A 15,386-nucleotide genomic window follows, 5' to 3' on the forward strand; every position below is an offset into this window, starting at 1 on the left:
TGAAGAATGACCCACTCGCTGCCGAGCGTCAGCAGTCACCGCCTGGGCAACCTCGACGAGAAGTCCAAGGCGATCATCGTCGAACTCCAGCACGACGGACGCAAGTCCTACTCTGCCATCGGCAAGTCCGTCGGACTCTCCGAGGCGGCCGTGCGGCAGCGGGTGTCACGGCTCATCGAATCCGGCGTGATGGAGATCGTGGCCGTGACCGACCCGCTCAGTCTCGGCTTCGCCCGACAGGCCATGGTGGGCGTGAAGGTCCGCGGAGACATCTCGAAGGTCGCCGACAGGCTGCACGGGTATGACGAGATCGACTATCTCGTCGTCACCGCGGGGTCGTTCGACCTCCTTGTGGAGATCGTCTGCGAATCGGACCGACACCTCATCGATTTCGTCAACCGAGAACTCCGGTCGATCGACGCCGTCGTCGACACGGAGCTCTTCATGTACCTCTCACTCGAAAAGCAAAAATACAATTGGGGGACACGATGACAGACAATGTCACCAGAGCCGGCACTCCGTATCAGGAAGCCGTGCGCAACAACGTGTGGATGCACATGGCACCGCACCAGGCCCTGTTCAACGGCGGACAGGCACCGATCATCACCCGCGGCGAAGGCCACCACATCTTCGACGACCAGGGCAAGAAGTACCTCGACGGCCTCGCCGGGCTCTTCACCGTCCAGGTCGGACACGGTCGTGAGGAGATCGCTAAGGCGATGTACGACCAGACCATGAAGCTGCCCTTCATGCCGCTGTGGTCGTTCGCGCACCCGCAAGCCATCGAGCTCTCCGAGCGTCTCGCAGGCTACGCCCCCGGCGACCTCAACCGCGTGTTCCTCACCTCCGGCGGCGGCGACTCCGTCGAATCGGCGATGAAGCTCGCGAAGAACTACTTCAAGCTCACCGGCAAGCCCGGCAAGCACAAGATCATCTCCCGCGCCACCGCCTACCACGGCACCCCGCACGGCGCGCTGTCGGTGACGTCCCTGCCGGGCCTGCGCGAGCAGTTCGCGCCCCTCGTCCCCGGTGCCTACAAGGTTCCGAACACGAACTTCTACCGTGCGCCCGAACCGTACGCGCACGATGAGAAGGCCTTCGGCCGCTGGGCGGCCGACCGCATCGCCGAGGCGATCGAATTCGAAGGCGCCGACTCCGTGGCAGCCGTCTTCCTCGAGCCCGTGCAGAACTCCGGTGGCTGCTTCCCGCCGCCTCCCGGCTACTTCGAGCGCGTGCGCGAGATCTGCGACGAGAACGACGTCCTCCTCGTCTCCGACGAGACGATCTGCGCCTACGGCCGCATCGGCGACATGTTCGCGTGCAACGACTTCGGCTACGTCCCCGACATCATCACCTCGGCGAAGGGCATCACCTCCGGGTACGCCCCGCTCGGTGCGATGATCGCCTCGGACCGCCTCTTCGAGCCCTTCGGCCCCGACGGTGACGCGACGTTCTACCACGGCTACACCTTCGGCGGACACCCCGTCGCCTGTGCCGCCGCGATGGCGAACTTCGACGTGTTCGAGAACGAGAAGCTCAACGACCACGTGCACGAGAACGCCGGTGCGTTCAAGTTCACGCTCGAGAAGCTCAAGGACCTCCCGATCGTCGGCGACGTCCGCGGTGAGGGCTTCTTCTACGGCATCGAACTCGTCAAGGACAAGGACACGAAGGAGTCCTTCACCGAAGAGGAGTCCGAGCGCATCCTCAAGAACTTCGTCTCGGCGAAGATGTACGAGAACGGCCTCTACTGCCGTGCCGACGACCGCGGCGACCCGGTCATCCAGCTCTCGCCCCCGCTGACCGTCGGTCAGAAGGAGTTCGACGAGATGGAATCGATCATCCGCAGCGTCCTCAAGGAAGCGTGGACGATGTTCTGATCGCCCACCTCGGCGCGTGAGACACGACAGCGGCCCCGACACCTGGTCATGGTGTCGGGGCCGCTGTCGTTGCTGGTGGGGCGGGTGAGATCATCGACCGCCGAGGTGGACGGGCAGGGGCGTGTGACCGTGCCCGTCCGCTGGCCCTTGAGTCTCAGACGCCTCAGTCTCAGACGCCGAGGTGATCGGCGAGGTAGGCTTCGACCTGGTCGAGGCTCACGCGCTCCTGGCTCATGTCGTCGCGCTTGCGGATCGTCACCGCACCGTCGTCGAGGGAGTCGAAGTCGTACGTGATGCACAGGGGCGTGCCGATCTCGTCCTGGCGACGGTAGCGTCGGCCGATGGCTCCGGCGTCGTCGAAGTCGATGTTCCAGCGCTTGCGCAGCTGTGCGGCGAGCTCCTTGGCCTGCGGGGTGAGCTTCTCGTTGCGGCTCAGCGGCAGCACCGCCGCCTTGACCGGGGCGAGCCGCGGGTCGAGGCGGAGGACGATGCGGGTGTCCGTGCCGCCCTTCGTGTTCGGGGCCTCGTCCTCGGTGTAGGCGTCGACGAGGAATGCCATCATCGACCGGGTGAGACCGAACGCGGGTTCGATGACATACGGGGTGTAGCGCTCCCCGCTGGCCTGATCGAAGTACTGCAGCTTCGCGCCCGAGGCCTCGGAGTGGGTGCCGAGGTCGTAGTCGGTGCGATTGGCCACGCCCATGAGCTCGCCCCATTCCGACCCCTGGAAGCCGAAGCGGTACTCGATGTCGATCGTGCCCGCCGAGTAGTGGGCGCGCTCGTCCTCAGGCACGTCGAACCGGCGCATGTTCGCCTCGTCGATGCCGAGCCCGATGAACCAGTTCCAGCAGTCCTCGACCCAGGTGGAGAAGAACGAGTCGGCCTCGTCGGGGTGGACGAAGTACTCGAGCTCCATCTGCTCGAACTCGCGGGTGCGGAAGATGAAGTTGCCGGGCGTGATCTCGTTGCGGAAGGACTTGCCGATCTGGCCGATGCCGAACGGCGGCTTCTTCCGGGCAGCGGTGACGACGTTGTTGAAGTTGACGAAGATGCCCTGCGCGGTCTCCGGACGCAGGTAGTGGAGGCCCGCCTCGGACTCGACGGGACCGAGGTAGGTCTTGACAAGCCCGGAGAACTGCTGCGGCTCCGTCCACTGACCGCGGGTGCCGCAGTCGGGGCAGACGATGTCGGCCATGCCGTTGGCCGGTGCCTTGCCGTGCTTGGCCTCGTAGGCCTCGACGAGGTGGTCCTCGCGGTGCCGGTGGTGGCAGTGGAGGCATTCGACGAGGGGGTCGACGAAGGTCTCGACGTGACCCGAGGCCTCCCACACGCGCTTGGGCAGGATGATCGAGGAGTCGAGGCCGACGACGTCCTCACGCCCGCGGACGAAGGTCTGCCACCACTGCGACTTGATGTTGTCCTTGAGTTCGACACCGAGCGGACCGTAGTCCCATGACGACCGGGTACCGCCGTAGATCTCTCCGGCTTGGAAGACGAAGCCCCGGCGCTTGGCGAGGGCGATGACGGCATCCAGCTTGGACTGTGCCACGATTGACTCTCCTTGGTCTCCTTGCCGCCGACGGCCGGCTGCCGTGGCGCACAACTCCCCAGCCTATCGGTTCGCGCCCCGCCGCGGACACAGGCCGCTGGCGATGGAACTCACACTTTCTCTGCCCACTGGGGACCGCCTCGGCGCGGGACGACAAGGTAGACTGGGGGCACACCCAAACCTATCTTCCGTACCGACGGCTGTGCATCGGCACATGCCCTGAAGAATGACACGTACGGTTCCGGCCCGGATTGCCAGACATGATCGCATAAGCGGCCGCAGGGTAGATCGCCACTTCAGTCATCTGCGATCAAGTGTGTGCCGCAAGTGAGAGTGAGACCTCATGTCCGAACAGTCCGCCGAATCCACCCCGACCTTCTCCGAACTCGGCCTCCACCCGGAGGTGCTGCGCGCCGTCGATGCGCTCGGCTACGAGTCCCCCTCCCCCATCCAGGCAGCGACCATCCCCGCCCTCGTCGAGGGCCGCGACGTCATCGGCCTCGCCCAGACCGGAACGGGCAAGACCGCGGCGTTCGCGCTGCCGGTCCTCTCCCACCTCGCCGAGGCGGGGCGCGCCGAGGACGGCCCGTTCGCCCTCGTGCTCACCCCCACCCGTGAGCTCGCGCTCCAGGTCGCCGAGGCGTTCACCTCGTATGCGACGAACCTCGACGACTTCTCCGTGCTCCCGATCTACGGCGGGCAGTCCTACGGCCCGCAGCTGGCCGGGCTCAAGCGCGGTGCGCAGGTCGTCGTCGGCACGCCCGGACGCGTCATCGACCACCTCAAGCGGGGTTCGCTCAAGCTCCAGAACCTCCAGCACCTCGTGCTCGACGAAGCCGATGAGATGCTCAAGATGGGCTTCGCCGAGGACATCGAGGAGATCTTCAACGCGACCGGCGACTCCCGCCAGGTCGCGCTCTTCTCCGCGACGATGCCGACCTCGATCCACCGCCTCACCGGCAAGTACCTCAACGATCCCGAAGAGGTCAGGGTCGCGGCGAAGTCGCAGACCGGGTCGAACATCCGCCAGCGTTACCTCATGGTCCAGCACTCCCACAAGCTCGATGCCCTCACCCGGATCCTCGAGGTCGAGGAGTACGACGGCATCATCATGTTCGTGCGCACGAAGCAGGCCACCGAGGAGCTCGCGGAGAAGCTGCGGGCCCGCGGGTTCAAGGCCTCGGCGATCAACGGCGACATCCCGCAGCAGGCGCGTGAGCGCACCGTCGAGATGCTGCGCGAGGGCAAGATCGACATCCTCGTCGCTACCGACGTCGCCGCGCGCGGTCTCGACGTCGAGCGCATCTCGCTCGTCGTCAACTACGACATCCCGCACGACACGGAGTCGTACGTCCACCGCATCGGCCGCACCGGTCGTGCCGGCCGCTCCGGTGAGGCGATCCTCTTCATCACCCCGCGTGAGCAGCGTCTGCTCGGCTCGATCGAGCGCGCGACGAAGCAGAAGGTCGAACCGCTGACGCTGCCGAGCGTCGAGGAGCTGACGAACACGCGCGTCGAGAAGTTCACCAAGCGCATCGACGATGCCCTGGCGACGACCGAGCTCAGCGAACTCGCGACCGTCATCGAACAGTACGAGCTCAGCCGCAACGTTCCGGCCACGGACATCGCGGCCGCACTGGCCGCACTCCTCCTCGAGTCGAACTCGCTCAAGGCCGAGCCGATGCCCGAGCCCACCCGCGGCAAGCAGGGCCGTGACCGTGATCGCGACGGCAAGCCCGGCCGGGAGCGCGGGGCGCGCAACCGCGAGGGCATGGTCACCTACCGTCTCGCGGTCGGCCGCAACGAGCGCGTCCAGCCGGGGTCGATCGTCGGTGCGATCGCGAACGAAGGCGGTATCACCTCGAAGCAGATCGGCCACATCGACATCCGGTCGAACCACACGCTCGTCGACCTGCCGCAGGATCTCGATCCGGGCGTGCTCAAGAAGCTCGCGCACACGGAGATCCAGGGTCGGCCGATCGACATCCGCCCCGATTCGGGTCGTCCGGGCCGTCCGTTCAAGAAGCGCAACTTCGACAAGCAGCCCGGCGACAACCGCAACTTCCGCGGCGACCGTCGCGGCGGCGGCAAGAAGTTCGGCGGCCGTGACCGCGATCGTTCGCGCGACCGCTACTGAGATCCGCCCCTGAAGGGCCCGCAGCGTCCGCGCTGCGGGCCCTTCGGGCATCCTGGGGGCGATTGCCTCGGGGGCCGTCCGTCCTCCGGCAGGTTCCTGGTGCTCCGTTCCTGCGGCGGACTTCCGGCGACCGCCTGGGTGCCGCCGATTGCGGCTCACGTGAGTTTCGGGGGCTCAGTTCCGGAACAGAGCCGTGGAAACCAGGGTGAGCCCGAACCGTCGGCAGGCCCCACACATCGGCCCGAGTCGACTCTCAGCGCGGACCCCACCGGGTTCGCGCCAGTCTGATCCGAGATCGCCAGTACAGGCAGTGACCATCGCGGATCGAACCAGCGCACACCGCCGAGTCCCCGGCACAATGACGGGCCGGACGTCACACGGAGCCCCCGGCCCGAACGCCGCCCGGGCACCAACGGGAACAGCTCACGTGAGTTTCGAGGGCTCAGTTCGTGAACAGTGCCGTGGATACCAAGGTGAGCCCGAACAGTCGGGCAGTCGCACGCGCACGTTCCCTCGCACACCTGGTGGAGGCCCCACGGCCCCTTCCGAACAGGAAACGCCTCGCCCTCAGGCTCCGGCGGCCTCGCCCGGGCGGTCGATGGCGCCGCCGAAGCGGCGGTCGCGTCGCGCGTACTCCTCGATCGCCGCCCACAGGGTGCGCCGGTCGACGTCAGGCCAGAGCACGTCCTGGAACACCATCTCGGCGTACGCGGACTGCCAGAGGAGGAAGTTCGAGGTCCGTTGCTCCCCCGACGACCGGACGAAGAGGTCGACGTCGGGCACCTGGGGCGCGTAGAGCCGGGCGCGCAGGGTCTTCTCGCTCACCTTGCCGGGCTTGAGCCGGCCGGCGGCCACCTCCGCGGTGATCTCATTGACGGCATCGACGATCTCCGAGCGTCCGCCGTAATTCACGCAGAACTGGAGGGTCAGGCCAGTGTTGTGCTTCGTCATCTCGGCGGCGGTCTCGAGTTCGTCGATGACCGAGCGCCACAGACGCCCCCGCCGTCCCGACCACACGATGCGCACGCCCAGGGCGTTGAGCTCGTCACGGCGCCGGCGGATGACATCGCGGTTGAAGCCCATGAGGAAGCGGACCTCCTCGGGTGAGCGCTTCCAGTTCTCCGTCGAGAACGCGTATGCCGACAGGTAGTCGACGCCGATCTCGATGGCCCCGTGGATGACGTCGAGGAGGGAGGCCTCGCCGGCCTTGTGTCCCTCGGTCCGCGGCAGTCCGCGCTCGTTGGCCCAGCGGCCGTTGCCGTCCATGACGACGGCGACGTGGCGGGGGACGAACTTCTCGTCGAGGCGCGGCGGCTTCGCCCCGCTCGGATGGGCGGGTGGGGCGGGATAGCTCACGTGCGCTCCAGGACTCTCAGGGATCGGATGTTGCGTTCGAGGTGCCACGACACCCAGTCGGAGACGAGCTTCGACCCGTCCATCTGGTCGTGGAGGTCCGAGGCCTCGGCGCGTGCCCAGTCCCCGGTGAGGAGGGCTGCGAGGTGGTCGAGGGCGTCGGTGTCGGGCAGGGCGGCACCGCTGGGCCGGCAGCCCGAGCACACCGCCCCGCCGAGGGCCGCGGAGAAGGCACGGTGCGGTCCGGGTGCCCCGCACTGGGCGCAGTCGGCGAGGCTCGGCGCCCACCCGGCCACCGACATCGCCCGCAGCAGGTAGGCGTCGAGAGCCAGCCGGGGCGGGTGCTCGCCCCTGCACAGGGAGCGGATCGCTGCGACGAGGAGGAGGAACTGCGCCCGGGAGACCGGCTCGGCCTCCGTGATCCTGCTCGCCGTCTCCGCCATCACCGAGGCGGCCGAATAGGCATCGTAGTCCGCGCCGATGCCGCGGGCGAAGGGTTCGATGAGCTCGACCTGGGTGACGATGTCGAGGTTGCGTCCGACGTGGCATTGGACGTCGATGAGCATGAACGGTTCGAGGCGGGAGCCGAACCGGGACTTCGTGCGCCGCACCCCCTTGGCCACCGCGCGGACGAGTCCGTGGCTGCGGGTGAGCACGGTGACGATGCGGTCGGCTTCACCGAGCTTGTGGCCCGAGAGGACGATGCCCTCATCACGATAGTTGTGCACTGCACCATTATCGCAGAGTGCACCATCGACCGCGCCGAGGTGGCCCGTGTCGTGCGCACGCGCCTGCCCGAGGTGGCCCGGCCGAATGCGAGCGGCGCAGCCCGGCCACACTGGCCGGCCTCGCCCCGCAGCCCGGCCACGCCCCGCCGACCGGCCACGCCGGCCGGCGGACGGTCACGCGGCCGACGGACGGTCAACCGGTCAGCGGTCGGACTCGGCGTCGCGCGCGGCGCGGTTGACCGCGGAGATGACGGCCTTGAGCGAGGCCTTCGTGATGTTCGGGTGGAGACCCGCACCCCAGCGCACCCGGTCCTCGATGGCGAGTTCGACATAGGCGGCGGCCATCGTGTCCGCGCCCGAGCCGATCGCGTGCTCCGTGTAGTCCTGGAGGCGCATATCGATGTCGAAGTTGTCGTTGAGGACGCGGACGAGGGCGTCGATCGGGCCCTTGCCGCGGCCTTCGTAGGTCCGCTCCTGACCGTCGACGATGAGGTCGACCTCGATGCGCTCGGAGGCGCTCGTGTCATCGACGGCACCGGATTCGGTCCGCAGGCCCACGATCTGGAAGCGACCCCACGTGGAGTCGGGGTCGTCGCTCGGCAGGTATTCGTGGTTGAAGATGCGGCGGATCTCCTCGGCGGTGACCTCACCGCCGGCTTCAGTGTGCTGCTGGACGGCCTTGGAGAACTCGACCTGCATGCGGCGCGGCAGATCGAGACCGTACTCGCTCTTGAGGAGGTACGTCACTCCGCCCTTTCCCGACTGCGAGTTGACGCGGATGATCGCCTCGTACGAGCGTCCCAGGTCCTTCGGGTCGACAGGCAGGTAGGGCATGTCCCATTCCATGAGGTCGACGGGCACGCCGTCGGCCTTGGCGTTGCGCTCCCGGTCGGCGAAGGCCTTGTTGATCGCATCCTGATGTGACCCGGAGAACGAGGTGAACACGAGGTCCCCGCCGTAGGGGTGGCGCTCGTGGACGCCGATCTGGTTGCATTCGGTGACGGTGTGGATGACCTCGTCGATGTCGGAGAAGTCGAGTTCGGGGTCGACGCCCTGCGTGTAGAGGTTGAGGGCGACGGTGACGAGGTCGAGGTTGCCAGTGCGCTCACCGTTGCCGAAGAGGCAGCCCTCGATCCGGTCGGCCCCGGCCATGATGCCGAGTTCGGCGGCGGCGACGCCGGTGCCGCGGTCGTTGTGCGGGTGGAGGGAGACGGCCACCTCGTCGCGGTAGGGCATGTTGCGGCAGAACCATTCGATCTGGTCCGCATACGTGTTCGGGGTGCCGCGCTCGACGGTGGCGGGGAGGTTGACGACGGTTTCGCGCCCCGCGCCGGGCTGCCACATGTCGAGGACGCTGCCGACGATGTCGAGCGCGAACTCCGGTTCGGTGTCGACGAAGATCTCCGGCGAGTACTGGTACCCGAAGTCCGAGCCCGACAGCAGCGTCTCGGCGTGCTTCATCACCGCCTGCGTGCCCTGGAGGGCGATGTCGCGGGTCTGGTCGAAGCCGTCTCCGTCGAACCCGAAGACGACCTTGCGGAAGACGGGGGCTGTCGCGTTGTAGAGGTGGACGGTCGGCATCTTCGCCCCGACGAGGGACTCGACGGTCCGTTCGATGAGATCCTCCCGGGCCTGCGTGAGCACGGAGATGCGCACGTCGTCGGGGATCGCGTCGTCCTCGATGATCGAGCGCACGAAGTCGAAGTCGACCTGGCTGGCGGCGGGGAAGCCCACCTCGATCTCCTTGAAGCCGAGCTTGACGAGGAGATCGAACATCCGCCGCTTGCGGTCGGGGGTCATCGGGTCGATGAGCGCCTGGTTGCCGTCGCGCAGGTCGGTGCTCAGCCAGCGCGGGGCCTTCCGGATGACCTGGTCAGGCCAGGTGCGATCGTGCATGTCGAGCACGATCCGATCCTGGAACGACTTGTACTTCGTGAATGGCATGGGGGTCGGCTGCTGCAGGTTCATCATTCCTCATCATCTGTCGTCGGGGTTTACAGCATGAGAGCCTCCGCGACGAGGGCGCTGTCCGAATCAGGACTCGTCGCGGCACGGAAGGAGGAGGAACCTGTGAGCCACGCCTCCACCGTAGACCGTGATGAGCCGCAGGCGGACACGATGTCCACATCTCAAGACGGGTACCGGGCGGTCACGGACGGCGGAGCCCACCCCACCGAGGCGTGGCCCGATCCCACCGAGACGTGGCCCCACCCCGCCGAGGCAGGGCGCTCAGTCGCGACAGCGGTGCGCTCAGTCGCCGAGGAAGTCGACCGAGGCCCGTCGCATCGTGAAGCCGACGCCCGTGTCGTCGGCGGTGCACGTCATGCCGTCCTCGGCCGAGGTGCACGTCATCCCCGAGGCGGAGATCGACTCACCGTAGCCGAGCACGCGCGCCGGACCAGAGTTCGCCGGGGCCTCCCGGCACGAAAAGCCCGCGCCCTCGCCGTTGGCGACGACGACGGAGCCCCAGTTGTCCATCTGACAGTCTTCGGGCTTCTCCGGGGGCGTGTAGTCGAACGAGGCGATGACGCACCGCGCCCGGTCGGCGTCGATCGTGCATTCGATGTTGCCCGACGGTGATGCGAACGTCTCGACGGCCGCCGGCGGGCTCGAGGTCTCCGACCCCTGGCTCTCCGTCGGCTCGGGTGTGGGCTGGAGGGAGGGTGAGTTCGGCGCCGAGGCGGTCTCCTCCGTGCTCTGCATCGAATCCCAGACGATGTAGCCGACGATCCCGATGGCGAGCACGAGGGCGATCGAAGCGAGCACCCACAGCCAGGCAGGGACTTTCGCCGTCTCCGGTTCGCGCCGGTACGGTCCGCCCGGACCGCCCGCGGATCCGGCCCCGCCGGGTCCCCCCGGTCCGGTCGGTCCACCGGGGCCCGGGTAGCCGCCGTTCTGATATCCCGCGGCGTAAGCGGCTCCGGCCGGTGCCGGAGTCCCGCTGTGCGGGCGACCCTGTTGTCCAGGCTGCCCGGGATGCCCCTGCCCGCTCACCTGTGGAGAGAACTGGCCGGGCGCCGCGGCGCCGAAGCCCTCGGCGGGGCGGGACACTCCTTCGGCCCCGCCGTAGTGCGGGGTGCCCTGCGGGTTCCACTGGCGGGGTGCCGCCGCGGCCTCGGCCTCGGCGAGGTCCGAGGAGTTGACCTTCCGGGGTGCCGCTGCGGGCTCATCGATCTCCGGGTCGCCGCCTTCGGCGGCCGCGATGGCGCGGAGCTCCTCGAGGCTGAGGACCTCGGTCGCCGCGGCGCCATCGGCGGAGACCATCGACTTCAGCCGGTCGATCTCCTCGGCGCTGAGCGCCTGCGTCGAGCCGTCGGCCTGCGGCGACTTGTCCTGGCCGATGAAGAGCTGCGTGGTGATCGAATCCGGAGACTCCTCGGCCGGTTTCCGGCGCCCGGGGCGCGGAGGATGATTCGGCACGGGTGGAATACTCATGAACGCCATTTTCTCACAGCCCCCGGCCTCCCCCTTTTCAGGTTCGTGAGAGGATGACCTCATGTTCAGTCGTCGCACCCGCGCAGGCGCGGGCCTCGTCGGACTCGCCGTCACCGTCTCCCTGGCGTCGTGCGGGCCCGCAGACGACTCCCCCGACCGCACGATCGCGGCACCCGCGCAGCAGGGTCCGACCGGTGACTTCGCCGTTCCGGTCCAGCTCGAACCCGGGACCGCCTCGGCGACGAAGACCGGCGAACAATCCGGCGAACAAGCCCGCGAACAGGACGGGGCGGCTTCCGGACAGGACCCGGCTCCGGCACTGCCGGGACTCGGACCGGAGACCTCGGCTCAGATCCCGGCCGAGACGACTCAGGCGCTCGTCGTCTCGAGCCCGGACGCGGACTCCGAGTCCGGGGAGATGCGCGTCTACCAGCGCACCGGCGACGAGTGGGAGACAGTGAAGACCTTCGCCACGCACAACGGGTCGGCGGGATGGCTGGCCGACCGCCGCGAAGGCGATCAGACGAGCCCGATCGGCGTCTTCACCCTCAGCGATGCCGGCGGCTATGCGAAGAACCCCGGCACCAAGCTGCCGTACACGCGGGACAAGGGCCTCTCCGCCTCGGCGAGCATCGCGTACGGACCCGAGTACGCACGGGTCTTCGACTACGTCATCGCCATCGACTACAACCGCACACCCGGCACTCCCCCGACCGACCGCACGCGTCCGCTGGGCAAGGAGCGCGGTGGCGGGATCTGGCTCCACCTCGACCACGATTCGGGGACGAACGGCTGCGTCACCCTGAAGAAGGACGACCTCGTGTGGCTGCTGGAGAACCTCGACCCGCAGGCGCATCCGCGGATCGCGATGGGTCCGGTCGCAGAACTGGCGAAATAGGAGGCGAGCGCATGCGAGAGGTCATCATCTCCCTCGTGCAGTCGATCAACGGCGCGTATGCCCAGGACGGGTGGTCGACGGGGGTGTCGACGCCCACGGACTTCACCTACTTCATCGGTCTGCGGAGGCGGGCCGGGGCGATCCTCATCGATCGCCGCACGGCGCTCAATCCGCAGCTGCCGATGATCAACGCGCCCGGCAAGGTGCTCGAGCACACCCCCGTCTATGTGCTCACGGAATCCGACGCCGCGGTCCTCTCTGAGCAGCTCGCCGAGCGCGGCCTCGACTACCGTGCCGTCCACTTCACCCCCGAGACCCTGCCCGAGGTGATCGCCGGACTCGAGACGACCGGGGACATGCTCCTCTGCGAGGCCGGCCCCAACCTCGCCTACCGTCTCCTCGACCACGGTCCGGGCGTCGAGCTCCACCTGAGCATCTCCCCGCGCTACCTCAAGGATCCCGGCACGCACTTCTCCGCCCTCGACGCCGACATCCCGCTGCGTGTCCGCGGCGTCGAACAGCGCGACGACCAGGTCATCATCCGCTACGTGCGCGCGTGACCTCGGCGTCGTCGCGCGTGTGACTGCGCCGAGGCGGTCAGGAGTCCATTCGCGTCCCCGCAGAAGCGGTCAGGAGTCCGTTCGCGTCCCCGCGGAGGTGGTGAGGAGTCGTCCGGGTGACTCCGCCGAGGTGGTCGCGCATCCGGTGGATGACTGCGCCGAGGCGGTCTCCCGGCCCGCCCTCGCCGAGGCCGTCGGCCCGCGACCGGGCATCCGATCACCGTCCCGGTGAGAGAAAGGTGACGATCTCCTCGTCGCCCGACGAATCCGCGCCGCCCGGAGAGCCTTCGCCGCCCGACGAATCCACGCCGCCCGGAGATTCCCTGCGCCCGGACTCGACGGAGGCGATCTCGCCACGCTCGAGGATCGCTGCCGCGGCGGCGCTCACCTCGGCGATGTCGATCGTCTCCACTCCCCCAGTGAGGTCGTTGCGGTCATCACCGGAGACGGGGGCGAGGATCGTCAGCTCCCGGAAGCGGACGTCGGCGGTCTCGGCGTCGGCGACGCGGATGAGCATCGACTGGGCGGCGCCGAAGACGCTGATCGCCCCGGATCCGCTCAGCGCCTCGATGCTCGCGACCCCGTTGAGGGCGAGATGCGTGCCCACGCCCAGATCGGCCGAGATCCCCGCAGCGGTGAAGTGTCCGCGCAGATGAGAGGCATAAACCGCGTCGAACGCGGTCAGCCCCCGGGCGAGCACCGGGTCACCGACGGACCAGCCGCCGATCGCGGCGACCGCAGCGTCGACCTCGGCGCCGAGGTCGGCCAGGCCCGCCTTGACGGTCTCGGGATGGTCGACCCAGTCCGGGCACACGAGCGGGGTGTAGGCGACGGGACCCTCGGGCAGCGAGCGGACGACGCCGATGATCTCGTGCTCAGCGCCGAGGTGGGCGGACAGATGCGTGCCGATCCAGCCGGAGGCACCGAAGAGGAGGATGCGCATCGGCTCAGTCTACGACCCCGGAGCGCCGAGACGGCTGCGCAGACATCACCGCCCAGGCGCGACCGCGCAGCGACCCCGGCACCGAGACGACCGTGCGTCCGCTCAGTTCGAGTAGAAGACGCGCACGCCCTCGCTCGCGGTGAACGTCATGTACCCGCCTTCGAAGTTCTGGCGGGTCTTGCCGCCGGAGGAGAACTCGCCGGTCGTCGGCAGACCGAGCCGGCTGCGCTCCCACCCGAGCTCCTTCCACTTGCTCAGCATCCCGTAGCTGAGCGGCTGACCCTTCGTCGCCTGCGAGTACGTGATGATGCCGTGCTCGAACCCCTGGTAGACGGCGTCGGCACGGTACCTGAACGTCACCTCGTCGGTCGTGGGGAACCCGAGAAGCCCCTTCTCGTACTGCAGCGCCGCGTACGCGGAGCGGATGCCGCCCTTGTTGAGGTGGGCACCGGTCGACTTCGACCAGTAGACGACGCCCTTCTCGAAGAACTGGTACGCCCCGTCGGGATTCGACAGGGACCGCTCGGGACCCGTGGGCTCGCCGGTGGCGGCCTTGTTGGCGCGGTAGTACGACCCGATCGCCCCGCCGACGGAGTAGCCGAGGTCGTCCTGGAGGGCGGCGGCATTCGTTCTCATCGCCCCGAGCCGGGAGTAGAACGCGCCGCCCGGACAGTCCGTGTAGCTCGTGTCCCGATGCCCGGAGACGGTCTTGAGCGTGACCTTCTGCCCTGCCGGGTACTTCGACGTCCCGCCTCCGCCGGAGGTCAGGGTCATCGACCCGGTCGGGGAGAATCCGTACGTGTTCGCCTTCCACGCGATGACCCGCTCGACGGCCTTCTGCGCGGCCGAGCTCGGCGCCGATCCCGTGTACGTGCCGAGCACGCTCACCCCGATCGTCGAGGAGTTGAACCCGGACGCGTGCGCCCCGGTGATCGCCTTGTCGATGCTGCCGGCCCGGCCTTCGTAGATGTTGCCGAACCGGTCGACGAGGAAGTTGTAGCCGATGTCGCACCAGCCCCGCGACTGCGTGTGGTAAGCGAGGTAGCCGCGGATGATGCCCGGCGCCTCGGCCTCGGAGTACGAGTTCGACCCGGCAGTGTGGTGGACGAAGACGCCCTTCGCACTCGAGGTCTGATCCGACTGGCAGCGCACGAGGCTCTCATCGGCACCCCATTCGGCGCGGGTGATGATGTTGGCCTTGAGCCCCTCGTTGTACTTCTGCGGGGACAGGCCCGACGGCGATCCCAGATCGGGTCGCTGCGCCAGCGACTCGTCGGCGTCGGTGACCGGGGTCGCGGCAGTCGTGATCGTCAGGTCCGTCGTCGCCGCACCGGCGGCGGAGGCGCGGACCTCGACCGCAGTCGAGTCGAGGACGGGAACGGCCTCGGACTCCCCAGCCGCGTCGGTCGACTGCGCGGCCTCCGGTGAGGACTCATCGGGGCCCGGGTCGTCTGCGGCCGGCAGGTCCTCCCAACCAGTCCAGGTGCCGTTCGTCTCCGAGCGGAACTCGAGTCCGGGGTCCTCGCCGTTCCAGCGGGCACCGAGGATCGTCACCTCGGCGGGGTCGAGGGCGATCCGCTCGACGTCGCCGACGGCGGCGGAGTACGTGTCGACGGCCGTTCCCCCGCCGGCCGTGGAGCCGGTGGAGGAGTCCGGGGACGACGCATCCGGCGCCGAGGCGGGCGCTGAGGACGGCGAGGACGTGGTGTCCGGCGATGGCGCGGAGTCGTCCTCGCCGCCTGCCGGGGCACTGGGCGACGGGGCGCTGCTCGACGGCGCGGACCCGAGCCCGGGTTCGGAGGTCTCGGCGGCGAGCGCCGGCACGCCGATCGAGGCGGCGATGAGGGTGGTGGTCACGGCGGTCACGGTCAGGGAGAGAGCTCTCATGGGCGTCCTGCTTCCT

The 15,386-nt window shown here is 68.4% G+C and carries 12 protein-coding genes; 5 read left to right on the forward strand and 7 right to left on the reverse strand.

Annotation, left to right across the window (positions count from 1 at the left end):
- Positions 1 to 6 precede the first annotated feature (6 nt).
- Entirely contained in the window at positions 7 to 492 is a 486-nt protein-coding gene (locus FJ887_RS08650) for an Lrp/AsnC family transcriptional regulator (protein WP_137827067.1), read from the forward strand.
- Positions 489 to 1,880, forward strand: a complete 1,392-nt coding sequence (locus tag FJ887_RS08655; protein ID WP_137827068.1) for an aspartate aminotransferase family protein — start codon at positions 489 to 491, stop codon at positions 1,878 to 1,880. Before FJ887_RS08650 ends, FJ887_RS08655 begins: the two co-directional genes overlap by 4 nt.
- A gap of 169 nt (positions 1,881 to 2,049) precedes the next feature.
- Here the strand turns inward: FJ887_RS08655 and FJ887_RS08660 are convergent, their stop codons facing one another.
- The gene (locus FJ887_RS08660) at positions 2,050 to 3,432 is read right to left on the reverse strand and encodes a glycine--tRNA ligase (RefSeq protein ID WP_137827070.1); all 1,383 of its coding nucleotides are present in this window, start codon (positions 3,430 to 3,432) and stop codon (positions 2,050 to 2,052) included.
- Positions 3,433 to 3,772: 340 nt separating this feature from the next.
- Here FJ887_RS08660 and FJ887_RS08665 point away from each other — a divergent pair, with 340 nt between their 5' ends.
- A complete protein-coding gene (locus FJ887_RS08665) occupies positions 3,773 to 5,566 on the forward strand; it encodes a DEAD/DEAH box helicase (protein ID WP_140954948.1) in 1,794 nt (597 codons plus the stop codon).
- A 567-nt stretch (positions 5,567 to 6,133) separates the two neighbouring features.
- On the opposite strand, the gene FJ887_RS08670 is transcribed toward FJ887_RS08665, so the two are convergent.
- From FJ887_RS08670 to FJ887_RS08685, 4 genes are all read right to left on the reverse strand, one after another.
- The gene (locus FJ887_RS08670) at positions 6,134 to 6,922 is read right to left on the reverse strand and encodes an isoprenyl transferase (RefSeq protein WP_140954947.1); all 789 of its coding nucleotides are present in this window, start codon (positions 6,920 to 6,922) and stop codon (positions 6,134 to 6,136) included.
- Positions 6,919 to 7,647, reverse strand: coding sequence for a DNA repair protein RecO (gene recO / locus FJ887_RS08675; RefSeq protein ID WP_140954946.1), 729 nt, complete (start codon positions 7,645 to 7,647; stop codon positions 6,919 to 6,921). The genes FJ887_RS08670 and recO overlap by 4 nt, the downstream gene beginning before the upstream one ends.
- Positions 7,648 to 7,848: 201 nt before the next feature.
- A complete protein-coding gene (gene leuA / locus FJ887_RS08680; protein WP_137825786.1) occupies positions 7,849 to 9,618 on the reverse strand; it encodes a 2-isopropylmalate synthase in 1,770 nt (589 codons plus the stop codon).
- Between the two features lie 279 nt (positions 9,619 to 9,897).
- On the reverse strand, positions 9,898 to 11,082 hold the full coding sequence (locus tag FJ887_RS08685; RefSeq protein ID WP_171007053.1) for a DUF6636 domain-containing protein: 1,185 nt from the start codon (positions 11,080 to 11,082) through the stop codon (positions 9,898 to 9,900).
- Between the two features lie 61 nt (positions 11,083 to 11,143).
- On the opposite strand from FJ887_RS08685, the gene FJ887_RS08690 reads away from it, so the two are divergent.
- Together FJ887_RS08690 and FJ887_RS08695 are read left to right on the forward strand one after the other, a co-directional pair.
- Complete coding sequence (locus tag FJ887_RS08690; RefSeq protein ID WP_137825784.1) at positions 11,144 to 11,980, forward strand: L,D-transpeptidase family protein; 837 nt, start codon at positions 11,144 to 11,146, stop codon at positions 11,978 to 11,980.
- A gap of 11 nt (positions 11,981 to 11,991) precedes the next feature.
- Positions 11,992 to 12,540 carry a dihydrofolate reductase family protein gene (locus FJ887_RS08695; RefSeq protein ID WP_137825783.1) on the forward strand — a complete coding sequence of 183 codons (549 nt, stop codon included), beginning with the start codon at positions 11,992 to 11,994 and terminating at the stop codon, positions 12,538 to 12,540.
- A gap of 217 nt (positions 12,541 to 12,757) precedes the next feature.
- On the opposite strand, the gene FJ887_RS08700 is transcribed toward FJ887_RS08695, so the two are convergent.
- Both FJ887_RS08700 and FJ887_RS08705 read right to left on the reverse strand, forming a co-directional pair.
- Entirely contained in the window at positions 12,758 to 13,483 is a 726-nt protein-coding gene (locus FJ887_RS08700) for a Rossmann-fold NAD(P)-binding domain-containing protein (protein ID WP_181365624.1), read from the reverse strand.
- Between the two features lie 102 nt (positions 13,484 to 13,585).
- A complete protein-coding gene (locus tag FJ887_RS08705) occupies positions 13,586 to 15,370 on the reverse strand; it encodes an N-acetylmuramoyl-L-alanine amidase (RefSeq protein WP_137825782.1) in 1,785 nt (594 codons plus the stop codon).
- Positions 15,371 to 15,386: the final 16 nt, after the last annotated feature.

It is taken from the genome of Brevibacterium sp. XM4083 (assembly GCF_006489205.2).
GTDB lineage: Bacteria > Actinomycetota > Actinomycetes > Actinomycetales > Brevibacteriaceae > Brevibacterium.